This window comes from Denitrificimonas caeni DSM 24390, assembly GCF_000421765.1.
GTDB lineage: Bacteria > Pseudomonadota > Gammaproteobacteria > Pseudomonadales > Pseudomonadaceae > Denitrificimonas > Denitrificimonas caeni.
This window is the reverse complement of record NZ_ATXQ01000001.1, coordinates 561,113-586,490: the sequence shown is the minus strand read 5'-3', so window position 1 is coordinate 586,490 and position 25,378 is coordinate 561,113. Positions and strand designations below refer to the sequence as shown.

The following is a 25,378-nucleotide window of genomic DNA, read 5'->3' as shown; positions in this document are numbered from 1 at the left end:
AGGAGATGTATCTGTCATGAGCGAAAAGAAAACTACAACAGAGATTGAAAAAACTGGCTTAAGTCGACGCGGCTTTCTTGGCGCGACAGCAGTCACCGGTGCAACTTTAGCTGGCGCGACCGCGATCGGTTCTTCTGTAATGAGCCGTGAAACTTGGGCGGCTGCAGTTAAAGAAGCAAAAAACAAAGCCCACGTTGGCCCTGGCGAGTTGGATGATTACTACTGCTTCTTAAGCGGTGGTCACCAAGGTGAAGTGCGCGTGATGGGCCTGCCATCCATGCGTGAACTGATGCGTATCCCCGTTTTTAATATGGACGGTGCCGTCGGTTGGGGTATTACCAACGAAAGTAAAGCCGTACTGGGTGAAAGCGCTAAGTTTATGAATGGCGACTGTCACCACCCACACATTTCTATGACCGATGGTAGCTACGACGGTAAATACCTGTTTATTAACGATAAAGCTAACACCCGTGTTGCGCGTATTCGTTTAGACATCATGAAGTGCGACAAAATCACCACGATTCCTAACGTACAATCGATCCACGGTTTACGTTTGCAGAAAGTGCCTTACACCAAGTATGTCTTCTGCAACGCAGAATTCATCATTCCGCACCCGAATGATGGTACCAACCTCGACAATCTCGATGCTGCGGAAAAGTACACCATGTATAACGCCATTGATGCCGAAACCATGGAAGTTGCATGGCAGGTGATTGTTGACGGTAACCTGGATAACACTGATGCGTGCTACACTGGTAAATATGCTGCAGCCACCTGCTACAACTCAGAAGGCGCTTACGATATCGCCGGTATGATGCGCAATGAGCGTGACTGGGTCACCATCTTCAACATTCCGCGCATTGAAGAAGAAATCAAAGCTGGCCGTTTTATCACTCTCGGCGACTCAAAAGTGCCAGTGGTTGATGGTCGTAAGAAAGAAGGCAAAAACGCCCGCGTTACCCGCTATGTGCCAGTACCAAAAAACCCACATGGTCTGAACACTTCACCCGATGGTAAGTACTTCATTGCCAACGGTAAGCTGTCGCCAACTTGCTCAATGATTGCCATTGATATGCTCGATGATTTGTTTAATGACAAATTTGCTGATGAGCGTGATGTCATTGTTGGTGAGCCAGAGTTGGGTCTTGGTCCATTACACACGACCTTCGATGGTCGCGGTAATGCTTACACCACACTGTTTATTGACAGCCAAGTGGTGAAGTGGAACATGGCAGAAGCAGTACGCTCTTATAAAGGCGAAAAAGTGAACTACATTAAGCAAAAGCTTGATGTGCACTACCAGCCAGGCCACAACCACGCGTCTTTAACTGAAACCAAAGATGCAGACGGCAAATGGCTGTTGGTATTGAGTAAGTTCTCTAAAGACCGTTTCTTACCGGTTGGTCCATTACACCCAGAGAATGATCAGTTGATTGATATTTCTGGCGATGAAATGAAGATCGTCCATGATGGTCCATCCTATGCTGAACCGCATGATGCGATTATGGCGCGCCGTGATCAGATCAAAACCAAGAAAGTTTGGGATCGTGATGACCCGTATTTCGCTGCGACTGTAGCGCGTGCGAAGAAAGACGGCATCACACTAGAAACAGATAACAAAGTCATCCGTGATGGTAATAAAGTCCGTGTTTACATGACTTCTATTGCGCCGTCTTACGGTATGAGTGAGTTCACTGTTAACCAAGGTGACGAAGTTACAGTCACTATCACTAACTTGGATATGATTGAAGACGTAACCCATGGTTTCTGCATGGTTAACCATGGTGTCAGTATGGAAATCAGTCCGCAGCAAACTGCATCAGTAACCTTCATGGCGGATAAGCCTGGTGTGTTCTGGTACTACTGCAACTGGTTCTGCCACGCACTGCACATGGAAATGGTTGGTCGTATGTTGGTTAAACCTGTATAAAAGCAGGTGAAAGCTAACGCCGATGCCTCATAATGGGGCGTCGGCGTTTTTCCAGTAGAGTAGGGGCTTATATGCAGGCTAGACAACAGGAAGCTCGTTAATGAGAATGCTGGAAACAATGATTCGCAGAGTTATTTACAGTGTCGCGCTGCTCTCAGTGATACCCGTATATGCGGCAGAAGAAGTACCTGACGCATTTAAAGATGTGCAGTTGCACGAGATTCAAGCCGCACCAGATGCGGACTTAAAATTACAATCAATCCATCAGTTACCTTTAGAACAACTTGCAGAGCAACACTGGCGTTTACCTGCCGGTGACTATGCGGGTCACTATGTGATTGACCAAACAATGACGCTTGAGTGTGCTCCCGGTGCATTTTTGCGCGCAGGTGGCCTCGGCAATGCGCTGAATATTCGCGCCGCCGATGTGACAGTTACAGGCTGCGATATCAGCGACTGGGGCAACAATCTGACGCAAATGGATGCGGGTATCTTTGTTGAGCGTACCGCTAAAAATGTGAAGATTGATAATAACTTTATTCATGGACAAGGCTTTGGTGTGTGGGTCGATGCCACGCACAATGTCAGTATTCTTAATAATAAAATTCAAGGCGATTTGGCTTTACGTAATCAAGACCGCGGCAATGGTATTCATTTATTTGCCGTACGCTTTGCCAATATCAGCGGCAATGAAATTTGGGAAACCCGCGATGGTATTTATATTGAAGCGGCCAATGACAATATTATCCATAACAATCACATGCGTGATTTACGTTATGGCGTGCACTATATGTTTTCCAACCGCAATGAAGTGACCAACAACAGTACCACCCGGACCCGCACGGGTTATGCCTTGATGCAGAGCCGCCAATTAACGGTGACGGGTAACAGTTCTGACCATGATCAGAACTACGGCATGTTGATGAATTACATCACTTACTCAACACTGAAAAACAACTTTGTCACTGCCGTGCAGCCAGGTTCCGGTGATGGTGTGCATATCAGTGGTGCGGAAGGTAAAGCACTGTTTATTTATAACTCGCTGTTTAATACCCTTAGTGGCAATCAGTTCGAGCACAGTGCTTTGGGTATTCACCTGACTGCCGGCTCTGAAGACAATAAGATTTACCACAACTCCTTTATTGGTAATCAGCAGCAGGTTAAGTACGTGGCTATCCGCTACCAAGAGTGGTCGCATGAAGGTAAGGGCAACTATTGGAGTGACTATTTAGGCTGGGATCGTAACAGTGATGGTGTGGGCGATGTGCCCTATGAACCCAATGATAACGTAGACCGTTTGTTGTGGATTTATCCGCAGGTACGTTTATTAATGCACAGCCCAAGTATCGAATTATTACGTTTAGTGCAGCGCGCTTTCCCTGTGGTGAAGTACCCGGGTGTACAAGACAGCTTTCCGCTGATGCGACCTGTAAGTACCGCTGCCAACCCTTCAATAGGACTATCAGAATGAATGCAGTAGAGCTGCACAATGTTTATCAGCAGTACGGCCAAATGGCTGTTCTGGATAATATTAGTTTGACCCTTGCCGAAGGCGAAGTGCTCGGTTTGTTTGGCCACAATGGTGCTGGTAAAACCACCACGGTGCGTTTGATTTTAGGCTTGTTGCAAGCCACCAGTGGGCAGGTGCGCGTACTCGGCGGCACTCCAGGTGACAGTGATATTCGTCGGCAGATTGGTTTTCTTCCTGAGAATGTCACCTTTTATCCGCAACTGACTGGACGCGAAACCTTGCTGCATTTTGCTCGGTTAAAAGGCGCACCTTTGCAGCAAGTGGATGATTTGCTGGCGCAGGTTGGCTTGACCGCTGCAAGTTCAAAACGAGTAAAAACCTATTCTAAAGGCATGCGTCAGCGTTTAGGCTTAGCGCAAGCGTTGCTTGGGCGTCCGCGCTTACTGTTGCTCGATGAGCCAACCGTTGGCTTAGACCCGATTGCCACGCAAGAACTCTATCAAGTGATTGGGCGTTTGCGTGATGAAGGCACCAGCATTGTCATCTGCTCGCACGTGCTGCCAGGCGTTGAACCTTATATTGATCGCGCTGCAGTTCTTGCCCTTGGGCGCTTAGAAGCCGTCGGAACCTTGCATGAATTGCGCACGCAAGCGCAGCTCTCGGTGCGCATTCGCGCGGCAGGCTTAACGGTTGAGCAACTGACTGCGCCTGATGTGCAAGCCATCCGGCCTTTGCATGGTGCTTGGCATGAGTTGCTGGTCGCGCCGGCAGATAAACTGTCGACAGTGCAGCGTATTCTGCAGTTACAACCACAAGATATAGAAGTACAGCCGCCCTCTTTGGAAGACCTGTATTGCTATTACATGGAAAAAGCCGGTGCCTTAGGTGTTGCAGGAGTTCAGCAATGAGTCAGATTTGGAATATTGCTCGTAAAGAATTGAGTGATGGTTTGCGTAACCGTTGGATGCTTGCAATCAGCTTGGTTTTTGCTCTGTTGGCTGTGGGTATCGCTTGGTTCGGTGCGGCGGCGTCTGGGCAAATTGGTTTTACCTCGATCCCTGCCACCATTGCCAGTTTAGCCAGCTTAGCCACTTTCTTAATGCCGTTGATTGCTCTGTTATTGGCCTATGATGCGATTGTTGGTGAAGATGAAGGCGGCACTTTAATGCTCTTGCTGACGTATCCGATCAGTCGTGGGCAGATTTTACTCGGTAAGTTTGTTGGCCATGGCATGATTTTAGGCTTGGCCACTTTGATTGGCTTTGGTTGCGCAGCCTTGGCGATTGCCGTGCTAGTGCCAGAGGTCGAGTTAGGCGTTCTGCTTTGGGCCTTTACCCGCTTTATTGTCTCTTCCACTTTGCTGGGTTTGGTGTTTTTAGCTTTAGCTTATGTTTTGAGCAGCCGAGCCACTGAGAAATCCAGTGCAGCAGGTTTAGCTTTGGGTTTGTGGTTCTTATTTGTCTTGGTATTTGATTTGGCCTTGCTGGCCGTATTGGTGATCAGTGAGGGCACTTTCAGTCCTGAGGCTTTGCCGTGGATCTTGCTACTCAATCCTGCCGACATTTATCGCTTGATCAACTTAGCCGGTTTTGAATCCAGTTCAAGTGCTGTTGGTGTGATGGCCTTGGCCGGTGATTTGCCAGTCAGCAGTGCTGTGCTCTGGGCCTGTTTAGTGGCTTGGGTGGCGGCTTCGCTAGGTTTGGCGCATTGGATGTTCGCTCGTCGAACAGCTTAATTAGATGATATTTAAGGGGTTTACCATGATGAAAATGCAAGGAATTACACTGCGCTGGTGTTTGCTTGCCTTTGTTAGTCTTTTTTTAACCGCCTGCAGCGAAGATAAAAAAGCCACAGAGGTTACTGAAGTCGTAGGCCCTGTGGCCTTTGAGTCTGGTGATGAGTGCCATGTGTGCGGGATGATTATCACCGAGCTGCCGGGTGCTAAAGCGCAAGCGCTGGAAAGTCGTAGCACAGCTGTGCGTAAGTTTTGTTCGACCCAAGACATGTTGAGCTGGTGGTTGCAGCCGGAAAACCAGCACCTGCAAGCCGAGCTGTATGTGCATGATGTGGCAAAAACGCCTTGGGAACACCCCCAAGATGAACATCTGATTGATGCGCGCACTGCCTTCTATGTGCTTGGCTCAAAGGTTCAAGGGGCAATGGGCCCATCATTGGTGTCCTTTGGTACACGTGAAGCAGCAGAGTCATTTGCAGCCGCTAATGGTGGTCGCGTGCTGAGTTGGGAGCATATGGATTTAGCCGTACTGCAAGAGTTAGCCAGCGCCGGCCACGAGCACGCAGCAGCGCATGGTGAGCAGTTACAAAATGAGCACGGTGTTGCTGTCGAGGCTGATGAGCATAGTCAGCACAATGCAGACCAAGAACATGCAGGTGAAGCGCTTACTGCGCCAGTCGATGCACCGCCTGCCGATACTGCTATTGAGCACGATGCGCACAGCGGGCATTAATTACAATACAATCTGTATTGTCTCCAGCACACAGCCATTCAATAGACGCTTAAGGCTCTATTGAATGGCTGTGTGTGCTCAGTTCCAATCCAGCTTAATGAGTTGCCAGTCATCGCCGTTGAGCTGCCACTGGCTGCTAACTTTGTAGTAATCAGCCCGCTCTGGGATCAGCCCTTGTGCGCCACTAATCGCTACCTGGGCGCTGCAGTGGCCACGGTCACGATAGCTGTTATCCAGCTGACAAGATCGATTTACCACTAGAATATTGATGTTTTTAAAGCGCATGAAAGCCAAGATCATTTGTTGCTGTGCGGCTTTTTTATCCATCCCTTGCTGAGCGTTAAAGTCTTGATGCAATTGCTCAGTAACGGCAGAGCTGCGTTTGTTACTGAGATTTTCTTCTAAGCGTTGTGCGGCAGCATCCAAAGCATCAATAGGCGATTGTGAGTGGCAGGCCAATAAGCTCAGAGATAACATACACAGTGCGCATGAACGTAGCAGTATCGACATGGTATTGCTCTAAGTAATGAATCATGCCCGTATCTTAATCGACTAAAGTGAGAGAGGCGAATGTGAAGGCATTATTGCAGCGGGTGAGTCAGGCCAGCGTCAGCATTGACGGCTTGGAAGTGGCGCGGATTGCTGGTGGATTATTGGTGTTAGTGGGTATCGAGCCTGATGATAATCAGCGGATTTTGGAAAAAGTATTGCATAAATTGCTGAACTATCGCGTGTTTTCCGATGAGCAAGAACGCATGAATAAATCTTTGATTGATGTTCAGGGTGGTTTGTTATTGGTTTCACAGTTCACTTTGGCCGCTGATACCCGCAGTGGTTTACGCCCTGGGTTTTCAACCGCGGCAGCACCAGCGCAAGCAGAAGCACTATTTGAGCAATTGGTGCAAATGGCTAAACAACGCTATGCCAACGTGCAGACTGGTCAGTTCGGTGCGGATATGCAGGTGCAGCTGGTCAATGACGGGCCGGTGACTTTTATGCTTGAGGTGTAGTTGACAGCTGGATGAATATTGAAAAATAGACCAAGCCAAGGCTATGGAGTCTGGCTTGGTCTTGTGTGGCTTAGTTGCCTGTTACGTTAACGCAGGTTGTACCAAAGAAAGGGTAGAAACCTTTAGTGTGGTAGTCAGCAGTGGCAAGATTTTTGATGCCACCATCTGCTTTAGCGGCTTGGATTGATGCATCACCAGAGTTAATGATACCAACGATGGTTTTAGCGCAAGCTGTACCAGTTTTGTTGCCGTTGAGTTCTGTTGCAGTGATAGGACCTTTAACGTCGGTAATTAGACCAACACCAACTGGTGAGTAACCCGTGGCGCAGCCTGAAAGCAATACAACTGAAGCTAGAGCTGTTGTCGCTGCAATTTTCTTTAACATGGTAAATCCTTATAAATTATAGAGGCTCTATTAGAGATATAGAGCTGCTAAAACATTAACATAGATCGTTTTTCCTAAAAGAGAAGTGCTTCAAATCTGTAAAATTAGAGTTTTTAAAAATAAAATTTATTATTCCTTTAATTGTTTTCTTGATAATTTCTAAACAATTAAGATTTAGCTTTCAATAAGCGCAAGCTATTGAGAATCACCAATAAACTGGCGCCAAGGTCAGCAAAGACAGCCATCCACATGGTTGCTTGGCCGCTAATGGCTAAGACTAAAAACACCACTTTAATGGCAATAGCAAAGCTGATGTTTTGCTTAAGAATCGTGGCTGTGCGTTGCGATAAACGGATAAATTGCGGGATCTTGCGTAAATCAGCATCCATTAAGGCGATATTGGCCGCTTCCACTGCGGTGTCTGAACCCGCTGCGGCCATGGCAAAGCTGATATTGGCTTGTGCCAGTGCTGGCGCATCATTGATCCCATCGCCGACCATGCCGACCACGTGCTGCGCATCGCTTTGCAGGTGTTGTAGGTGCTTAAGTTTGTCTTCTGGCAGCATCTCACCGCTAGCCTGCTCAATCCCCACTTGTGCGGCAATGGCGTTGGCGGTGTGTTGATTATCGCCACTGAGCATTAGGGTATGGATGCCTAAGGCGTGCAGTTGCGCAATGGCTTCAGGAGCCTGTTCGCGCAGTGTGTCGGCGACAGCAAAGCAGGCCAGTACTCGCTCTTCGCTGGCTAACATAACAACGCTGTGCCCTTGTTGCTCCAGCGCGTTGAGCTGTGTTTGCAGTGCTGATGTGCTCAATTTGAGCTCTTGCATTAAGCGGTGATTGCCTAAGTAATAGCGCGTACCGTTAATGAGACCACTGCTGCCACGGCCGAGCAGCGCCTCAAACTCACTGATCTCGTGCCCGTGTTTTTGCTGATCAAGAAAAGCCTTGTGAATGGCGAGCGACACCGGGTGATCAGAACGTGCGGCGAGACTGGCTGCCAGATGTTTAGCGTTATGTTCTGGATCATAGAGCACGACTGTTTGCGTTAAAATGGGAGTGCCATGGGTGAGGGTGCCGGTTTTATCAAAGGCTAAATGGGTTAGGTCTTTACCTTGCTCTAAAAATACGCCGCCTTTAATCAAAATACCTTGGCGTGCGGCCTGCGTCAGAGCGCTGACCACAGCTACGGGCGTGGAAATCACCAAGGCGCAGGGGCAGGCAATGACTAATAACACCAGGGCTTTATACAGCCAGTCTGTCCACAAACCGCCAAATAATAACGGCGGCATGATGGCTACTAAGCAGGCGATGGCCACGACAATCGGCGTATAAATTTTGGCAAAACGATCAATAAAACGCTGGGTGGGCGCACGGCTGGCTTGCGCTTCTTCGACCGCATGGATAATGCGCGCCAGTGTTGAGTTGTCGCGGGTGGCGCTGGTGACGTACTCCAGCGCACCCTGCATATTGATGCTGCCAGCAAATAAAGGACTGTCGACGCTCTTTTCCACTGGCAAGCTTTCACCAGTAATCGGAGCTTGGTTCACTGTTGAATTACCGCTCACTACTGTGCCGTCAAGCGGTACGCGCTCACCGGGTTGTAAACGCACGCGTGTGCCGATAGCGACTGTTTCAGCTTGACTGGTCTGCCACTGCCCATCGATTAACGTCAGTGCTGTTTCCGGTGCCAGCTCTAGAACACTATGAATGGCATAGCGGGCGCGATCGAGCGACTTGGATTCAATCCACTCCGCCAAGGCAAAGAGAAAGGTCACCATCGCAGCTTCCGGCCAGTGGCCAATAAACAGTGCACCGGTTACAGCAATGGTCATTAAGGCGTTGATATTGAGATTGCCGTTACGAATGGCCACCCAGCCTTTTTTCAGCACCGGTAAACCAACGGTGGCAATCACCACACAAGTGAGAAGGATCACCGCCCAGAGAGAGTCATCGATTGACCACTCAACAACTTCAGCAGCAGTGGCGGCGATACCGGCAATGATCAGCGGCCAAAAGGATTGCTTGGCTGGTTGCATAGCTGTCTGCGGTTCGTCTTGCTGCTGAGGGTTAAAGCCAATGCTTTGCAGTGCTTGCACAATGCTGTCGAATGCGTGCTGAGCATGAGTCACCGTCAGTTGGCGGCGCATCAGGTTGAATTCCACTGCGCTAATCTCGGGCAAGGTAGCGAGCTTGCTACGGATAAGTTGCTCTTCAGTGGGACAGTCCATCTCGGTAATGATAAATACGCTGCTGACATGGCTCGGGTCTTTATCTGCAGAACCGGCTGGCGCAGATTGCGTATGGGGTATGCCACATTCAGTTTTGCAAGATTTCATAGATGCTCCAATAACGCGTGGCCTTTGCCTAGATTTAAAAGCCTACCACGGTGGTAGAGTCAAGCGCTGTACATTGGCAGCAGCACAGCTAAACCTGCCAATAATGACAGCAGAATCGGCAGCGCTACACGCATCAGCATCGCGCGGCCGCCGATGGAAAACGCCATACCAGCCTTCATCAGGTTATTCACCGAAGAGGCGATTATAATCCCGATAATAACCGTTGTGCTCTCAAGACCGCTTTGTGACATGCGTGCTAAGGACAGGGTAATAGCATCTACATCAGTGATGCCGGAAACGGTGGCCAGCACGTAAATCCCCGCATTACCCAGCCATTGCTGTAAAACGCTAGCCATCAACAAAATCACTGTTAGCAGTGCGCCCAGCAGTAGCGCTGATTTTAAGTCGAGCGGATTGCTGTGTAATGCCGGTTGTTCCACTCTGGTGCCGTTACGGTGTTTGCGCCAGATCAGCAGTGCAGGCAAATATAGAACCAGCGTCATGACCAATAGCGGAATAACTAAGTGACTCAGTAGCGCGGGGTTAATCATCGCGCAATACAAAAGTATGCGAAGGTACATGGTGCCGCAGGCCAGTAAAATGCCGGATGACAACAGTGGTGAAATCTGTGGTGTTTGCCGCGCCAGCCGAGAAAAGTGCAGCGTCAATGCGGTAGATGAGGCCAGACCCGCAAATAGGCTGGTGAATAAAATCCCTTTTTCTGTGCCGCCAACCCGCATGGCAAAATAACCCACAAATGAAATCGAAGCGATGAGGACAACCATCCACCAAATTTCATAAGGGTTGAGCATGCGGCCTGGACCCATGCCTTCGTTGGGTAGTAGCGGCAGCATCACTACGGAAATCAACAGCAGCTTTAATGCGGCATCCAACTCATGTTCTTGCAGGCGATTGAGTGCGCTATGAATTTCGTTTTTATTGTCGAGAATAATAGTGGTAATAACAGCGGCAGTGGCAGCAATGGTAATGTCCACGGCGACCGCCACAGCACCAAAACAAAAGGTTAACAGCAGGCCAATAATACCGGTGATGCTGTAATCGCGCATCTGCAGCATGCGCACACGGTAAGCCATGACCGCAGCAATACACACCGCTAGTAAGGTGGTTGGCAATACCCAAGCGGTGACCTTGAGGGAGAGCAGTGCTGCAATACCGCCCAGTAAACCGACTAGAGCATAAGTGCGCATGCCGGCCACCCGTTCTCCGGGTTTCTGTTCGCGAGCGGCCCAGCCGCGCTGTAGGCCGGTTAACGCACCCAGTAGTAGAGCAACGGCGAGCTGAATAATAACTTGTTGTTCGTTGACAAACTGTTCGGCATAGTTTTCCATCGAGACCCCGATTATGGTGAGCGGACAGAGTGCTCATGCGCTGTTACAGACTGTCGTAAAGCAGCAAGAACTCAACAATCTGCTACAGCAGCATCCGCCGATTGCAGTTTAAGTGTTTAAAACAAGCGTGCCAACAGCGCAGGCACTGCGGTTTCAACGCGCAAAATACGCTCGCCCAGTTGCACTGGATTCAGCCCAGCTTGGCTCAGCAGTTCCACCTCATAGGGAATCCATCCGCCTTCTGGGCCGATGGCGAGGGTTACCGACTCGCTGAGCGCGCGCGGGCATTCTGGATAATCGCCAGGATGGGCGATTAAACCGCGGGTGTTGGCGGCCATGGCAGGCAGTTCATCTTCGACAAAAGGTTTGAAACGTTTAGCTAAGATAATTTCTGGCAAGACAGTGTCGCGGGCTTGTTCAAGGCCTAAGATCAATTGCTCATGCAACGCTTCGGGTTGTAAAAAAGGTGTTTGCCAAAAGCTTTTTTCCACGCGGTAGCTATTGATCAGCACCAACTTCGCCACACCCATGCTGGCAATGGTTTGCAAGGTACGGCGCAGCATTTTGGGGCGTGGTAAAGCGAGTAATAAGGTGATGGGTAGTTTTGCTGGAGGTGGCGAGTGGAAGTCGACCTGCAGTTCTGCTGCGTCTTCATTAATTGACAGCACCAGAGCGTTACCTTGCAAGCCGCCTAGGAGACCTGCACGCAAGGTTTGCCCTGCGCTGGCCTTATTGACTGTGTTGAGGTGCTGCAGCCTGCGATCAGTAATGCGTACCCGATTCTCTGCAATAAAATCATCGCTACTGAGCAGCAGTAAATTCATGATTTTACTGAGGGTGTTTGATCGTTACTGGCGCTTGAATTGGATTCTTCGGCTTCTTTTTCTTCGCGTTCTTTTTGGATAATGCTGCCAAATAGCACACCGATTTCAAACAAAAACCACATCGGAATTGCCAGCAGAGTTTGCGAGAAAATATCAGGCGGTGTGAGTAACATGCCAACCACAAAACAGCCAACCACAACGTAAGGACGACTTTTGCGTAAAGTGGCAACATCCACAATGCCAATCCATACCAGCAAAAACGTTGCGATGGGGATTTCAAAGGCCACACCAAAAGCAAAGAATAGAGTTAAAACGAAGTCGAGATACTGGCCAATGTCGGTCATCATCTCGACCCCTTGCGGGGTTGCGCTGGCAAAAAAACCAAACATGATTGGGAATACGACAAAGTAGGCGAAGGCCATTCCGGCATAAAACAAGACTACACTGGAGACCAATAAAGGCACGGCAATACGTTTTTCATGCTTGTATAAACCCGGTGCAATAAAGCCCCAGATTTGCTGCAAAATCACTGGCATGCTGAGAAACAGCGAGACCACCATGGTGAGTTTAAATGGCGTTAGGAAAGGCGAGGCCACGCCAGTAGCAATCATCGTTGCACCTTCTGGCAGGTAAGTGCGTAAAGGTGCTGCGACTAAGGCGTAAATATCCTGAGCAAAATAAAACAGTGAAGCAAAAATCAGCAGAATCGAAATTACGCAGCGTAATAAACGTGTGCGCAGTTCAGTCAGATGAGCAATCAGCGGCATTGAGTTGTCTGGCTGTGGCGATGTACTCATGAGGATTGCTCTTTATCTGCTGCGCTACTGTCTTTGGTTGGCGAGCTATCTTTAAGTAAGTTTTGCAAAGGCTTATCACTGAACATTTGATTGGCTTTATCAGTAGTGTCTTTGAGCATTTTACGCTCTTTCTCTAAAATTCCTTCATTGTGCAGCTCACGACGAATTTCATCAGCGCCGAGCTCGCGCTCAACATCTTCTTTGATCGTATTAAAGCTGCGCTTGATACGACCCACCCACATGCCCGCCACCCGAGCAGCGCCAGGCAAGCGATCAGGGCCGATGACTACAAGCGCAACCACACCGATCAGGATCAGTTCAGAGAAGCCAATATCAAACATGGATTAACTCATTTTTTAGAAGAAGAAGGCTCTTCGATATGTTCGGCTTTGGCATCAAAAGTTTGCCCAGTGGCTTCAGACTTTTGAACTGCTTCAGTAGGTTTTTCTTCACCGGTGTCGACTGCTTTACGAAAGCCTTTAATCGCATCACCTAAGTCAGAGCCAACGCCTTTCAGGCGCTTGGTGCCAAACAAGACAATAACAATTGCTAAGATAATCAGTAGTTGCCAAACGCTAATGCCGCCCATGATGTGTACTCCGTAGTGCCAATAATTAAGATGTTGTCCGGGCTGCTTTTTCTGCGTGACCAGATAAGCCAAAGCGCCGTTCGAGCTCTTCAAGTACTGCTTGAGGCTCTAAGTTTAAAGCAGAAAGCATCACTAAACTGTGAAACCATAAATCTGCCGTTTCGTAAATGACGTCGTGGGCATCGCCCGAGCTTGCAGCATCTTTTGCTGCAAGAATGGTTTCCACGGCTTCTTCGCCGACTTTCTCTAAAATTTTGTTCAAGCCTTTGTGATGCAGACTCGCAACGTAAGAGGTGTCTGGCTCAGCGTTTTTACGCGAATCAATCACTTGTGCTACACGGCGCAGAATATCGTCAGTCATGCTTATCAGCCTTGATAGATATCATGAGGATTTTTTATAACAGGTTCTACTGTCTGCCATTGACCGTCAATCAGTACACGGTAAAAACAACTGTGGCGACCGGTGTGGCAAGCGATATCGCCCATTTGCTCAACGCGTAAGATAATAACATCGGCGTCGCAGTCGAGGCGTATTTCATGCAATTTCTGAATGTGTCCAGACTCTTCACCTTTACGCCAAAGCTTAGCACGTGAGCGTGACCAGTAAATTGCCCGCTGTTCTTTGACCGTCAGCTCAAGCGCTTCACGGTTGAGCCAAGCCATCATCAAAATGCGCTCGGTTTTATAATCTTGGGCAATCGCAGGGATCAGACCATTGCTGTCCCACTTGATTTCGTCTAACCAGTTGCTCATGTCGTTCTCAATAGCTGTCATATTGTAAAGTTTTTGGCTTGATATGTGTCGCTAGCGACGCAGCACTAAGCATAGGCCGGCACTGAGCATTAACCAAGCAGGCCAGGCTTCTAAGTGAAAGGTTAAGCCAAGCTGCGCGCTGGCAACCAACAAGCTGGCACCTAATAAAGTGTTCAGCCAACGCTGCGGCTGAGCCTTTGGCTCGGGTCTGTGATTGAAGTTCTCTAGGCTGGCTTGCATGGTATTGGCTAAGTGTGGCAACCGTTCAAACTGCTGCTGCAACTGTGCTAAGGCGTGTTTAGGCATATAACGCTCACGCATCCAGCGCTCTAAATAAGGCTGCGCGGTGCTCCATAAGTCGAGGTCTGGATAGAGTTGACGACCCAAGCCTTCGATATTAAGTAGGGTTTTCTGTAGCAAGACTAATTGTGGCTGCACTTCCATATTAAAACGGCGGGCGGTTTGGAAGAGATGCAGCAATAAATGGCCAAAGGAGATTTCTTTTAAAGGACGCTCGAAAATAGGCTCGCAGACTGTACGAATCGCTGACTCAAACTCGTTGATTCGCGTGTCGCTAGGAACCCAACCAGAATCAATGTGCAGTTGTGCGACTTTGCGATAATCGCGCTTAAAAAACGCCAGCAGGTTACGGGCTAAATAATCTTGGTCTTCTGGCGTCAGCGTACCAATGATGCCGCAGTCAATCGCAATGTATTGCGGATCCCAAGGCGTGCGCGTGCTGACAAAAATATTGCCAGGGTGCATATCTGCGTGGAAAAAGCTGTCGCGAAATACTTGCGTAAAGAAAATCTCGACACCGCGTTCGGCAAGTTTTTTTAGATCTGTGCCTTGATCAACCAAAGTGGCCATATCGGTTACTGGAACACCGTAAATACGCTCCATCACCAATACTTTTGGACGGCTCCACTGCCAATAAATTTGCGGCACATAGAGTAGCGGCGAGTCACTGAAGTTGCGGCGTAACTGACTGGTGTTGGCTGCTTCGCGCAGTAGGTCGAGTTCGTCGTAGATGGTTTTTTCGTAATCGCTGACGACTTCTCTTGGGCGTAAGCGCCGCGCATCAGGCGATGCACGTTCAGCGATGCCGGCCAGTAAAAATAACCAAGCGAGGTCTTGGGCAATGATAGGTTTTAAACCCGGGCGGATCACTTTAACCACTACATCTTCGCCGCTTTTTAGTTGCGCGGCGTGGACTTGGGCAATCGAGGCCGAGGCCAGTGGCGTGCTGGAGAAAGAACTAAACACCTCTGCAATGGATGCACCGAGTTGTTCTTCAATCAGTTTGATCGACTGTTCTGATGGGAAGGGCGGCACTTGGTCTTGCAGTTTGGCCATTTCATCCGCGATATCCGGCGGCAGTAAATCGCGGCGGGTTGAGAGTATTTGGCCAAACTTAATAAATACGGGGCCTAAGTCTTCAAGGGCTAAACGTAATGCTTCACCACGCGGTAGGGTTTTACCACGCGGAAGCCAGCGCCAGGGCAGTAACCATTGCAGAATGCGCAGGTAGCCTGGTAGCGGCAAAGCAAACAGCAAATCATCCAGACGGTAGCGTATGACAACACGTAAAATACGCCAGAGTCGGCGAGTGGCTATCAGCTTCATAGAGGCTTTGAATTCCGTTTAAGTAAGAGCGTGATGCGCGCATCGAGACGATCTAAGTCCAGCTTTAGTTGATCGATTTCGCTAAAACGCATGTCTGCCTCTGTATGCCCCACCAGTGCGCGCGATTCTTCGGCTAAATAGTCAGCAGCATTTAAATGCAAGCTTTGCGCCGATTGTATGACCCAGTCGCGGCGGCTGCGTAAGTGGCTGCTGATGAGCGCTGTAGGTAGCGGTCCAAGCCAGCGTGACACTTCATATTCCCAATCCAGTTCGAGGCTTTGCATAATCTCTGCCAGCTCCATTAGTAAAGCACTGTTGCCGTCGATGCTTACTTCTGGGTGGTGCAAAACGCTGGTTTTGTTAGCGCTGCTGGCAAGCTTTAATAGCAAGGTTGCGGGCGCTGTTAAAGTGCAGTCAGCTGGCGCATGCCATTGCTTAGCCAGTTGTATACCGGTTTCTAGTGGTATCAAGTAAACAGTGATTGCCGGCATCGAACAGGCAATCGCGATGACTTTACCCGCTAGCGGCGCTAAACGAGCTTGCGCCGTGCTGTCGAGTTGCAGCACGCGATTTAACGCGGACTCGGCACTGGCGAGCGCGAACTGGGTCAGCATTAGGGCTTAATTCCACGGTGTAACGCGACAATACCGCCGGTCATGTTGTGGAAGGTCACGCGTTCAAAGCCTGCATCGCTCATCATCGCTTTTAAGGTGTCTTGATCGGGGTGCATGCGAATTGATTCAGCTAAATAACGATAGCTTTCCGCGTCATCGGTGATCAACTTGCCTGCTAACGGCATAAACTTGAATGAATAAGCATCGTAGAACTTAGACAGCAGTGGGTTGCTTGGCTTGGAGAACTCCAGCACCAGCAAACGTCCACCGGGCTTAAGCACACGCAGCATTGAACGCAGCGCATCTTCTTTATGGGTGACATTGCGTAAACCAAAAGCAATGGTCACAACATCAAAGTGATTGTCTGGAAACGGTAGCTTTTCGGCATCGGCTTGGACAAAGCTAATATTGTTAGCCACGCCTTTGTCGAGGAGACGGTCGCGACCGACTTTCAGCATTGAAGCATTGATGTCAGCCAGCACCACTTCGCCTTCAGGGCCAACTAAGCTGGAAAACTTGCGCGCTAAATCGCCGGTGCCACCGGCAATGTCGAGGACTTTATTGCCGCGGCGCACGCCAGATAGTTCGATAGTGAAGCGCTTCCATAGGCGGTGCATACCACCGGAAAGTACGTCATTCATAATGTCGTAACGGGCTGCAACGGAATGGAACACTTCAGCAACTTTTTCTGCTTTCTGGCTTTCGGGCACATCTTGAAAGCCGAAGTGGGTGGTTGGCTCATCGCTATTGGGCTGACGTGGATTACTCATAAAACTTCACCTTAGACAGATTATCGAGCATTCTAATACCCACAGCGCAGTTTGTCTTGACGCTGGACAGATTAGCGACAATATCCTTTGTGCTAAGTGAACGCATAACTGTTGATAAAAAGTGGGTTAGGGGAAGTTAATGAGCAAAATTGTAGTTGAGCGACAGCACACTTTAGGCCGTGAAGGCGCACGCGTTAAGGCTCAGCAGTTGGCAGAGCGCCTCGCCCAGCAATATGACGTGAGCTACCGTTGGTCGGGAGACACTTTAGAGTTTCGCCGCACAGGTGCTCAGGGCAGCATTGATGTTGATGAGACGAATGTCCGCGTTAGCCTAAAACTGGGCTTATTGTTATCGGCGCTAAGTGGAACCATTAAACGTGAAATTGAAGAAACTTTAGATAAACAACTCAGTTAAAACGTTTTTTAAAGCGTATTTAGTATGTTGTTTCTAATTTACTTACCTATTGTGTACCCATGCTCTGTTCTAGGAGCACCAAATTTGCAGTTTAAATAATGAGGTGAAGCATGGGTAATGCAGTTGCGAAACAAGTGCAAGACACTAAAGAAACAACTAAGAGCGTGTTAGCTGACGTTAAACAGTACACGCGTAAAGCATGGTTAGCCGGTTTAGGTGCTTATGCTAAAGCAGGCCAAGAAGGTTACGACTACTTTAAAGGGTTGGTTAAAGCTGGCGAAACTGTTGAGAAAGATGGCAAGAAAGTCATCAGCGAAAAAGTTGATGCTGTTAATGAGCGTATCGATGATGTGAAGAGCGATGCTGTGGAAGCAGTAGAAGGTCGTTTAGAGCAGATCGAAAATGCTTTTGATAAGCGTGTTGCACGTGCGCTCAATCGCGTTGGTATGCCATCTCGTAACGACTTAGATGCTCTGTCAGTGCGGTTAGAGCAGTTAAGTGCACTGGTTGAACAAGCAGCTAAGCAAAAAAACTAAGGTGGATATTATGAGCAGCAAGAAAAAAACTGAAAAAAGCAGCAATGTGGTGGTTGCTGAAATTGAAAAATACAGTCGCCAAATTTGGTTAGCCGGCTTGGGTGCATACTCAAAAGTCAGCAAAGATGGCAGTAAGTTATTTGACAGCTTAGTTAAAGACGGCGAAAAAGCTGAGAAAGTCGCTAAAACTGAAGTTGATAAGCAAGTTGAAGTGGTAAAAGAGTCTGTAGAGTCTGCTAAAACACGCGTTAGCGGCGTTAAAGGCAAAGCACTGGGCAAGTGGAATGAGCTGGAAGAGGCGTTTGATAAGCGCTTAAACTCTGCTATTTCTCGTTTAGGCGTACCAAGCCGTAACGAAGTTAAAGCGCTGCAAGATCAAGTAGAAACCTTGACTGCACAAATTGAAAAGCTCACAGGCACTACTGTTGCAGCTGCTAAACCAGCCGCTAAAAAAGCAGTAAAAGCACCTGCTAAGCCAGCAGCGAAAGCAGCGGCTAAGGCTCCTGCTAAAACTGCAGCAAAACCAGCCGCGAAAGCACCAGCCAAGCCGGCCGCTAAAAAGCCAGCTGCCGCTAAGCCAGCCGCTAAAGCTGCTGCAGACAAGCCAGCTGTAGCGAAAGAAGTGCAAGCTAAACCTGCCGTTGCTCCAGCTGCCAAGCCTGACGCTGCGCCAGTGACGCCAGAAGTTGCTAAGCCTAAGCCAGTTACTTTTATCTAAGTACTGACTGACGTACAAAAAACCCAGCTCTGCTGGGTTTTTTGTTTCTGCAAACATCGCTATTTAAAATTAAGGAGATAAGTAGCGTAGCGCGATTTTTTCTACTGCGGGTTTGAGGGAATGATGCAAGTGCGGGGTTGCCAGCATCAGGACATTAAACACCACCACTCGCACCTCAGGCTCCATGCCCATCACGCGCTGATAATCGAGTGAAAATAGCAGTGTTAAAGTCACTTGCTCGACCAGTAAACCAAGCGATTGACTATCACTGACCAGTACACCTTGAGCCTGTAAGTGGGTTAGTAGCGTCGCTAAAGTGTGCTTGAATTGATTGAGCCATTGACGAATCTGTCGTGCTAATTGCGGTAGGCGTACCGAAAGATTGGCTAAATCTTGAAAGAAGAATCGATAGGCCGCCATACGTTCAACCACAAGGTGAATGAATAGCGCATAGTCTTCCGGTTCCACCTCTAGTTGCTCTGGTGGGTTGAGTAGCGGGGCAAGTTCGTTTTTAAAGCGTGCAAACAACTCCATAATCAGCGGTTCTTTGCCGTGAAAATGGTAATACAAATTGCCTGGGCTCATGTCCAGTTCGGTGGCGATCTCCAATGTCGAGATATTCGATTCGCCACGCTGATTAAATAACAATAAAGCACATTCGAGAATGCGATCACGTGTTTTCATGGGGTTGTTCATCGGCTAGATCATCTTCTGACTCATCCGCAGGTGCAGCTAAAGGAGTAGGGATCGGATGAATAACTGCGCGCTTACGCTCTTCGCTGAGAAACTCCATGACGAGCGGCGCAACCAGAGCCGCACGAGTCACCAAAAATAAATGCCCATCATCAATCACATGCAGTTGCGAGTTGGGAATTCGCCAAGCGAGTAAGCGCATATTGACCAGCGGGATAATCGGATCGTCATCACCGGCCAACACTAAAGTGGGTTGTTTGATCTTGTGCAGCCAATGAATACTGGTCCAGCCTAGACCCGCAAACAGCTGCCAGTAGTAACCCAGCTTACTACCAGAGCGGACTTTACTGGCATGACGCGTGGCCAGCTTTGGATCACGACGAAAGGCACCACCGTAAATGTCAGCAGCAATTTGCACACCGTATGAAGGCTGGATGTAGCGGCGCGGACTGGCCATGCGTAACAATACTTTTGGTTTGCCAGGCACCATCACTGCGCCGGCTGCGGTGGCGGCTAGAATCAGTTTTTTGCAACGCTCTGGGTAATCGTAGGCAAATTGCTGTGCCAGCGCTCCACCCCAAGACACACCGATGACGTTGACTTGACCGTAATCTAAATAGTCCAGCATACGCGCGGCGAGTTTGGCGAGGCCTGGAAAACGATAAGGTTTGCTTGGCGTTGAAGAACCACCAACCCCAGGGACGTCGAAAGCAATAATTTCGAGATCTGGATCGAGCTCTTTAACAAAAGGCAATACCAATTCAAGGTTGGCACCGATGCCATTAAAAATAAGCAGTGGAGGCAGCGCACTTGTGCCTGGGCGGACAGCCGTACGTAAGGTCTGCCCGTCAAGGTCTATGGTACGAAAAACAAAGGATAGCGGCATGCTGCGCCTCTTGGTAGTGACGTCCCGTTGCTGTTATCCAAGCATCAGCGGGACGACGTGTCATAAGCAATTATCTAATGAGTTTGCAGTATTACAGCGCATCCATGCGCTGCAGAATATAAATTAACGTTCGTGAACGTAAGTGCCTGGCGCTGGGTAACCGGTTGGATAAGCTTTACTGCCTAGACTTGCAGGAGCTTTTTTGAGCTTTCCTGAGCGTTCTTCAATCCATTTCTGCCAATGCTTCCACCAAGAATCAGTGTGTTTGGTCGCCGTTTCTTGCCAGACTTTCGGGTCGCCGTGCAATTCTGTATTGGTTTGGAAGCGTGCTTTTGGGTTGCCGACAGGGTTTAAGATACTTTGAATATGGCCGCTGTTGGACAGTACAAATTCACACTTACCGCCAAACAGTAATGCTGAGCGGTAGCATGACTCCCATGGCGTGATGTGGTCAGTGGTGCCCGCTACGCAATACAGATCAACATTCACTTTAGATAAATCAACCGGCGTATCGCAGACTTCTAATGCGTTAGCGCGTACCAATGGATTGGTGCGGAACATTTCAATCAACTCGCCATGAAAAGCCGCTGGTAGTCGTGTGGTATCGTTATTCCAATACAAAATATCAAACACTGGTGGCTCATTACCCAGGAGGTAATTATTCACCCAGTAGTTCCAGATCAAGTCATTCGGGCGCATCCAAGCAAATACTTTCGCCATCTCTTTACCTTCCAGAACACCGGCTTGGTAAGAACGACGCTTGGCGCTTTCTAGGGTTTTATCATCGGCAAATAAAGCCACTTGGCTGTCTAGAGTGAAGTCTAAAACGCTCACCAGCTGGGTGACAGAATTAATTTTATTTTGTTTAGATGCCGCATAGTGACCGAGCAGCGCGGCGCTGGTGATGCCGCCAGAGCACGCCCCCATGGTGTTCACATCTTTACTGCCAGTAATGGCGCATACAGCATCAACCGCCTCTTTGAGCGCTTCAATGTAAGTGTTCAAACCCCATTCGCGATGAGCCTTAGAAGGGTTACGCCAGCTCACAACAAAAACCTGCAAGCTGTTGCTTAAGCAATAGCGCGCCAAGCTTTTATCCGGCGTCAGATCAAATACATAAAATTTATTGATTTGTGGTGGCACAATCAGAATAGGGCGCTCGTGAACCTGTTCGGTAACGGGCTGATATTGCAAAACTTCTAAAACTTCATTACGAAATACAACTGCGCCGGGTGTGCTGGCAATCGTCTTACCTACTTCAAAGGCACTCATATCCGTTTGACTGGGCATGCCACCGTTATGCACAAGGTCTTTGGCAAGGTTGGAAAGTCCATCAAATAGACTTTTACCGCCGGTTTCAAAAAAACGCTTCACGGCAGCAGGATTGGCCATGCTATTGGTCGGAGACATTGCTTCCGTCATCAAGTTGATGACAAAGTGCCCGCGATTGATGTCTTGCTCCGATAGATTGCTCTCTTCAATCCAGTCATGTAGCTCTTTACGCCAAGCGAGATAGCCTTGCATATAGCGTCTATAGATTGGGTTGTTGATCCAGGTCGGATCGTTAAAACGACGATCGCTTTTTTCTGGAGAAAGCTCAGACTGACCGAGCAGGACGTTTTTAATTTCTAAACTAAAGCGTGCAGCATGCTTAACACTATGTACCGGTTGACGAAGGGCTTGTTTAAGCACCATGCGTGCGGTTGAAATCAAGTCTTTGCCATTGATACCAATGACCGGATTAAGTCCCAAAGTGCTTTCTATTGCTTGCTGTGTCAGTGTTTCATTATTATTTTTATTGGTCATGATGACGCTCCATTGTCCAAAAGACAGAATTACAGGCGTGCACAAATATGTTGAATACAAGTATCCGTTTCGTTGCGTTTCCTTAAACGAAAAGAACAGAGCATAAATGAGTGCATGCATTCACATAAGTGATTGATTACCTCATAAATTGCGTTGATGCAAACACAAATTGATTCTTGGTAACCAAGCAGTATGTGTGAATTTTTTAGAAAAAGCGCTCTAACTTCTGCGCTAGAGCGTTTGCTTGGATAAAAAGGCTTAAAGCTGATGCTGTATGGGATGTGCAGATAAAGTTGCAGGCTGTTGTTATGGCGAAAAAATTAAATACTTATCGTCTGCAAGCGTTTGACGAGTGATGACTAGAAAAATGACAGAAAGCATTTTGCAAGAGCGCCAGAAAAGGGCTCTTTATGGGAGTCTAGAGCGGAGGAATGTGCGCTGCTGAGCGCTCAATAACTGTTAAAGCATGATGCGTACAACTGACTCATCAGGATCGCGCGAACGCCCTGCAGCGCTGAGTTGTGCTAAATACGTTTGCCACATCGATGTGTGCTGGGTTGCCAGTTCATGCAGGTAGTTCCAAGTGAAGATGCCACTGTCATGGCCATCATCAAAGGTTAGTTTTAGCGCGTAATTACCAGCTGGCTGCACATCCGTCAGCGCAACATTAATCTTGCCGTATTGCAAGATAGGATTGCCGTGTCCTTGTACTTCTGCCGACGGCGAGTGCACTCGTAAAAACTCAGCGGGTAAAGCAAACTGTTGGCCATCGGCATAACCGAGTTCAAGGGTTTTGGAGCTTTTGTTGAGTTTGATACGAGTAGGGATCAGCATGTGGGTCTCGCTTTAGGGAAATGTGTCAGCACCAGATTAGGCGCTGACACAACAGTACCGACTTATAAGATATAACGCGACAGATCTTCGTCTTTGGCTAACTCACCAAGATGCTGATCAACATAGTCTGCATCAATTGCTAATGCATTGGTTTTGTATTGCTCTGCCAATTCAGCCGCGTCAAATGACACTTCTTCGAGCAAACGCTCAAGTAACGTATGTAAACGGCGAGCACCAATGTTCTCGGTTTTTTCGTTGACCTGCCAAGCAATCTCAGCAATGCGCTCAATGCCGCTGGCAGTGAATTCAACGTTGAGGCCTTCGGTAGCCAGCAGTGCTACGTATTGTTCAGTGAGTGAGGCATCAGGCTCGCTGAGAATGCGCTTGAAGTCATCTGGCGTCAGTGCTTTTAACTCGACGCGAATCGGCAAGCGACCTTGCAATTCAGGAACTAAGTCACTGGGCTTGCTCAGATGAAAGGCACCTGAGGCAATAAACAGAATATGGTCCGTTTTAACCATGCCCAGCTTGGTGTTGACGGTGCAGCCTTCGATCAGTGGCAGCAAGTCACGCTGTACGCCTTCACGGGAGACGTCAGCGCCACCCGTATTACCGCGCTTAGCAATCTTATCGATTTCATCAAGGAAAACGATACCGTGTTGTTCAACGGCTTCTAGCGCACGCACTTTTATATCTTCTTCGTTGACGAGACGCGCGGCCTCTTCATCGCGAATCAGCTTCAGAGCATCGGCGACACGCAATTTGCGGTTTTTGGTTTTGCCTTTGTTCATGCCAGAGAACAGATTCTGCAACTGGCTGGTCATTTCTTCCATGCCCGGTGGGGTCATGATTTCCACGCCCATTGGTGCTTCGGCTACTTCGATTTCAATTTCTTTATCGTCCAGTTGGCCCTCGCGCAAACGCTTGCGGAATAATTGGCGGGTGCTGGAGTCGGTGCGTTCAAGGGTTTCGTCGGAGCTTGAGCGTGCAGGAGGTAACAATGCATCAAGAATGCGCTCTTCCGCGGCGTCTTCGGCACGGTTGCGCATGTTTTTCATTTCTTGCTCACGCAGCATTTTTACTGCGGCATCGGCTAAGTCACGAATAATTGATTCAACATCACGACCGACATAACCGACTTCGGTGAACTTGGTCGCTTCCACTTTGATAAACGGAGCGTTGACCAGTTTTGCTAAGCGACGGGCGATTTCGGTTTTACCGACACCGGTTGGACCGATCATTAAAATATTTTTTGGTGTCACTTCATTGCGCAGGTCAGCGGATAACTGCATGCGTCTCCAGCGGTTGCGCAGGGCAATCGCTACAGCACGCTTGGCATCATCTTGGCCAACGATATGGCGATTAAGCTCATGCACAATTTCACGGGGTGTCATGGACATAGTGGTCTCCGAGGAGCGCTTAAATCGCGCTATCCTGCTCTTCGATGGTCAAATTCTGGTTGGTGAATACACAAATTGAACCGGCGATGTGTAAGGCTTTTTCAGCAATTTCGCGTGCTGACATGTCAGTGTTCTCTAGTAAAGCCATGGCTGCCGCTTGCGCAAAACCACCGCCAGAACCCATGGCAATAAGGCCGTGCTCAGGTTCTACTACGTCACCATTACCGGTAATAATTAACGAGGCATCTTTGTTTGCCACGGCCAACATGGCTTCGAGGCGACTCAGCGAGCGGTCGGTCCGCCAGTCTTTGGCTAACTCAACGGCTGCGCGCACCAAGTGGCCTTGGTGTTTTTCTAATTGGCCTTCAAAACGCTCAAATAAAGTAAAAGCGTCTGCTGTGGCTCCGGCAAAACCGGCCAGTACTTGGCCGTGATAGAGGCGACGAACTTTTTTTGCATTGCCTTTCATAACGGTATTGCCAAGGGATACTTGACCGTCACCACCCATAACGACTTTGCCGTTGCGACGAACTGAAACAATTGTGGTCAAGGGATATTCTCCACGTTGATGGGCATTCACCCGGGTTCTTTACAGATGGGGATGCAATACGCAAGCTTCAAGGGTGGCAGCTTAAAGTCGTAGATTTTTCTGAGGTTTCGTTGCGGGTGAGACTTGGAGTGCGTGGTATGAACTCTAGGACTATGCAGTGTCTTGGATATAGATAGAGGAGTTAGTCGTACTGCGCTGTAATTGTTTATCCGTCGATGAACCCATCCAGGGTTCAACTCCGGCGCTACGCCATCCCTGGCTTCGCTCATCACAACTACAGCGCAGCACTTGTCAATCATTGGCGTTGTCTGTTAGATCGTGCGCACTGTCAGAGTAGTGACTGCTTAGATCTTCGGGGATTTTGTGTAACGTGCTTGCGGGCGAGCCGCCCGCGCTCCCGATAAAGAGGCGTGAGCAAATCGCGCTAACGACACTAATGATCAATCAGTGCCTCGCTAGTGCGGCGGCAAGCGTAGCCATGGATGGCGCAGCGCCCGAATCGAGCCAGGAAGGCTCGTTGAGGGAAGAGTCGCATTAGCGAGGTACGTTATCCACAATGGCGCTAGCAATGCAGCATAAATGCTGTGCTGAAGGGTGCAAAGTAGACTGTGGGCC

27 protein-coding genes and 1 pseudogene are annotated in these 25,378 nt (G+C 48.9%); 9 read left to right on the top strand and 19 right to left on the bottom strand.

Annotated elements, in window-relative coordinates; translation table 11 throughout:
- The first annotated feature begins 16 nt into the window (after positions 1-16).
- From nosZ to H591_RS14665, 5 genes are all read left to right on the top strand, one after another.
- Entirely contained in the window at positions 17-1,930 is a 1,914-nt protein-coding gene (gene nosZ / locus H591_RS0102770) for a TAT-dependent nitrous-oxide reductase (RefSeq protein ID WP_022965424.1), read from the top strand.
- A 100-nt stretch (positions 1,931-2,030) separates the two neighbouring features.
- Positions 2,031-3,401: a nitrous oxide reductase family maturation protein NosD gene (locus H591_RS14670; protein ID WP_232362413.1), complete on the top strand. Its 1,371-nt coding sequence runs from the start codon at positions 2,031-2,033 to the stop codon at positions 3,399-3,401.
- On the top strand, positions 3,398-4,309 hold the full coding sequence (locus tag H591_RS0102760; RefSeq protein ID WP_022965422.1) for an ABC transporter ATP-binding protein: 912 nt from the start codon (positions 3,398-3,400) through the stop codon (positions 4,307-4,309). The genes H591_RS14670 and H591_RS0102760 overlap by 4 nt, the downstream gene beginning before the upstream one ends.
- A complete protein-coding gene (locus tag H591_RS0102755; RefSeq protein ID WP_022965421.1) occupies positions 4,306-5,136 on the top strand; it encodes an ABC transporter permease in 831 nt (276 codons plus the stop codon). The genes H591_RS0102760 and H591_RS0102755 overlap by 4 nt, the downstream gene beginning before the upstream one ends.
- A 25-nt stretch (positions 5,137-5,161) precedes the next feature.
- Positions 5,162-5,869, top strand: a complete 708-nt coding sequence (locus H591_RS14665) for a nitrous oxide reductase accessory protein NosL (protein ID WP_022965420.1) — start codon at positions 5,162-5,164, stop codon at positions 5,867-5,869.
- 78 nt (positions 5,870-5,947) lie between these two features.
- Here the strand turns inward: H591_RS14665 and H591_RS0102745 are convergent, their stop codons facing one another.
- Positions 5,948-6,379 carry a hypothetical protein gene (locus tag H591_RS0102745; RefSeq protein ID WP_028244125.1) on the bottom strand — a complete coding sequence of 144 codons (432 nt, stop codon included), beginning with the start codon at positions 6,377-6,379 and terminating at the stop codon, positions 5,948-5,950.
- Between the two features lie 62 nt (positions 6,380-6,441).
- Here H591_RS0102745 and dtd point away from each other — a divergent pair, with 62 nt between their 5' ends.
- On the top strand, positions 6,442-6,879 hold the full coding sequence (dtd, locus tag H591_RS0102740) for a D-aminoacyl-tRNA deacylase (protein ID WP_022965418.1): 438 nt from the start codon (positions 6,442-6,444) through the stop codon (positions 6,877-6,879).
- 70 nt (positions 6,880-6,949) lie between these two features.
- Here dtd and H591_RS0102735 read toward each other — a convergent pair whose 3' ends face one another.
- From H591_RS0102735 to ubiE, 12 genes are all read right to left on the bottom strand, one after another.
- Positions 6,950-7,264 (bottom strand): TRL-like family protein, encoded by a 315-nt coding sequence (locus H591_RS0102735; RefSeq protein ID WP_022965417.1) that lies wholly within the window; start codon positions 7,262-7,264, stop codon positions 6,950-6,952.
- Positions 7,265-7,431: 167 nt separating this feature from the next.
- Positions 7,432-9,603 (bottom strand): heavy metal translocating P-type ATPase, encoded by a 2,172-nt coding sequence (locus tag H591_RS0102730; RefSeq protein ID WP_022965416.1) that lies wholly within the window; start codon positions 9,601-9,603, stop codon positions 7,432-7,434.
- Positions 9,604-9,662: 59 nt separating this feature from the next.
- Positions 9,663-10,952, bottom strand: coding sequence for an MgtC/SapB family protein (locus tag H591_RS0102725; protein ID WP_022965415.1), 1,290 nt, complete (start codon positions 10,950-10,952; stop codon positions 9,663-9,665).
- Positions 10,953-11,068: 116 nt separating this feature from the next.
- The gene (locus H591_RS0102715; RefSeq protein ID WP_022965413.1) at positions 11,069-11,776 is read right to left on the bottom strand and encodes a 16S rRNA (uracil(1498)-N(3))-methyltransferase; all 708 of its coding nucleotides are present in this window, start codon (positions 11,774-11,776) and stop codon (positions 11,069-11,071) included.
- Positions 11,773-12,573 carry a twin-arginine translocase subunit TatC gene (gene tatC / locus H591_RS0102710; protein WP_022965412.1) on the bottom strand — a complete coding sequence of 267 codons (801 nt, stop codon included), beginning with the start codon at positions 12,571-12,573 and terminating at the stop codon, positions 11,773-11,775. Before tatC ends, H591_RS0102715 begins: the two co-directional genes overlap by 4 nt.
- Positions 12,570-12,914 (bottom strand): Sec-independent protein translocase protein TatB, encoded by a 345-nt coding sequence (gene tatB / locus H591_RS14660; RefSeq protein ID WP_022965411.1) that lies wholly within the window; start codon positions 12,912-12,914, stop codon positions 12,570-12,572. The genes tatC and tatB overlap by 4 nt, the downstream gene beginning before the upstream one ends.
- A gap of 8 nt (positions 12,915-12,922) precedes the next feature.
- Complete coding sequence (gene tatA / locus H591_RS0102700; RefSeq protein ID WP_022965410.1) at positions 12,923-13,162, bottom strand: twin-arginine translocase TatA/TatE family subunit; 240 nt, start codon at positions 13,160-13,162, stop codon at positions 12,923-12,925.
- A gap of 25 nt (positions 13,163-13,187) precedes the next feature.
- Positions 13,188-13,523 (bottom strand): phosphoribosyl-ATP diphosphatase, encoded by a 336-nt coding sequence (locus H591_RS0102695; protein ID WP_022965409.1) that lies wholly within the window; start codon positions 13,521-13,523, stop codon positions 13,188-13,190.
- A 5-nt stretch (positions 13,524-13,528) separates the two neighbouring features.
- Positions 13,529-13,915 (bottom strand): phosphoribosyl-AMP cyclohydrolase, encoded by a 387-nt coding sequence (gene hisI, locus H591_RS0102690; RefSeq protein ID WP_022965408.1) that lies wholly within the window; start codon positions 13,913-13,915, stop codon positions 13,529-13,531.
- 51 nt (positions 13,916-13,966) lie between these two features.
- A complete protein-coding gene (gene ubiB, locus H591_RS0102685) occupies positions 13,967-15,541 on the bottom strand; it encodes a ubiquinone biosynthesis regulatory protein kinase UbiB (protein ID WP_022965407.1) in 1,575 nt (524 codons plus the stop codon).
- Positions 15,538-16,155, bottom strand: coding sequence for a ubiquinone biosynthesis accessory factor UbiJ (locus H591_RS0102680; RefSeq protein WP_022965406.1), 618 nt, complete (start codon positions 16,153-16,155; stop codon positions 15,538-15,540). Before H591_RS0102680 ends, ubiB begins: the two co-directional genes overlap by 4 nt.
- A complete protein-coding gene (gene ubiE, locus H591_RS0102675) occupies positions 16,155-16,925 on the bottom strand; it encodes a bifunctional demethylmenaquinone methyltransferase/2-methoxy-6-polyprenyl-1,4-benzoquinol methylase UbiE (protein ID WP_022965405.1) in 771 nt (256 codons plus the stop codon). The genes H591_RS0102680 and ubiE overlap by 1 nt, the downstream gene beginning before the upstream one ends.
- Positions 16,926-17,064: 139 nt before the next feature.
- Here ubiE and H591_RS0102670 point away from each other — a divergent pair, with 139 nt between their 5' ends.
- The 3 genes and pseudogenes from H591_RS0102670 to H591_RS14655 form a co-directional block, all read left to right on the top strand.
- On the top strand, positions 17,065-17,340 hold the full coding sequence (locus H591_RS0102670; RefSeq protein ID WP_022965404.1) for a polyhydroxyalkanoic acid system family protein: 276 nt from the start codon (positions 17,065-17,067) through the stop codon (positions 17,338-17,340).
- A gap of 110 nt (positions 17,341-17,450) precedes the next feature.
- Complete coding sequence (locus H591_RS0102665) at positions 17,451-17,876, top strand: phasin family protein (RefSeq protein ID WP_022965403.1); 426 nt, start codon at positions 17,451-17,453, stop codon at positions 17,874-17,876.
- A 10-nt stretch (positions 17,877-17,886) separates the two neighbouring features.
- Positions 17,887-18,579, top strand: a pseudogene (locus tag H591_RS14655) (phasin family protein); the annotation flags it as partial.
- Between the two features lie 84 nt (positions 18,580-18,663).
- Here the strand turns inward: H591_RS14655 and H591_RS0102655 are convergent.
- The 6 genes from H591_RS0102655 to hslV all read right to left on the bottom strand — a co-directional run bounded on the left by H591_RS0102655 (position 18,664) and on the right by hslV (position 24,763).
- The gene (locus tag H591_RS0102655; protein ID WP_022965401.1) at positions 18,664-19,278 is read right to left on the bottom strand and encodes a TetR/AcrR family transcriptional regulator; all 615 of its coding nucleotides are present in this window, start codon (positions 19,276-19,278) and stop codon (positions 18,664-18,666) included.
- On the bottom strand, positions 19,265-20,173 hold the full coding sequence (gene phaZ / locus H591_RS14650; protein WP_022965400.1) for a poly(3-hydroxyalkanoate) depolymerase: 909 nt from the start codon (positions 20,171-20,173) through the stop codon (positions 19,265-19,267). Before phaZ ends, H591_RS0102655 begins: the two co-directional genes overlap by 14 nt.
- Before the next feature lie 123 nt (positions 20,174-20,296).
- Positions 20,297-21,979: a class II poly(R)-hydroxyalkanoic acid synthase gene (gene phaC, locus H591_RS0102645; RefSeq protein WP_022965399.1), complete on the bottom strand. Its 1,683-nt coding sequence runs from the start codon at positions 21,977-21,979 to the stop codon at positions 20,297-20,299.
- Between the two features lie 459 nt (positions 21,980-22,438).
- Entirely contained in the window at positions 22,439-22,813 is a 375-nt protein-coding gene (locus H591_RS0102640; protein WP_022965398.1) for a gamma-butyrobetaine hydroxylase-like domain-containing protein, read from the bottom strand.
- A 62-nt stretch (positions 22,814-22,875) separates the two neighbouring features.
- On the bottom strand, positions 22,876-24,213 hold the full coding sequence (hslU, locus tag H591_RS0102635; RefSeq protein WP_022965397.1) for an ATP-dependent protease ATPase subunit HslU: 1,338 nt from the start codon (positions 24,211-24,213) through the stop codon (positions 22,876-22,878).
- A 19-nt stretch (positions 24,214-24,232) separates the two neighbouring features.
- Positions 24,233-24,763, bottom strand: coding sequence for an ATP-dependent protease subunit HslV (hslV, locus tag H591_RS0102630; protein WP_022965396.1), 531 nt, complete (start codon positions 24,761-24,763; stop codon positions 24,233-24,235).
- Positions 24,764-25,378 lie beyond the last annotated feature (615 nt).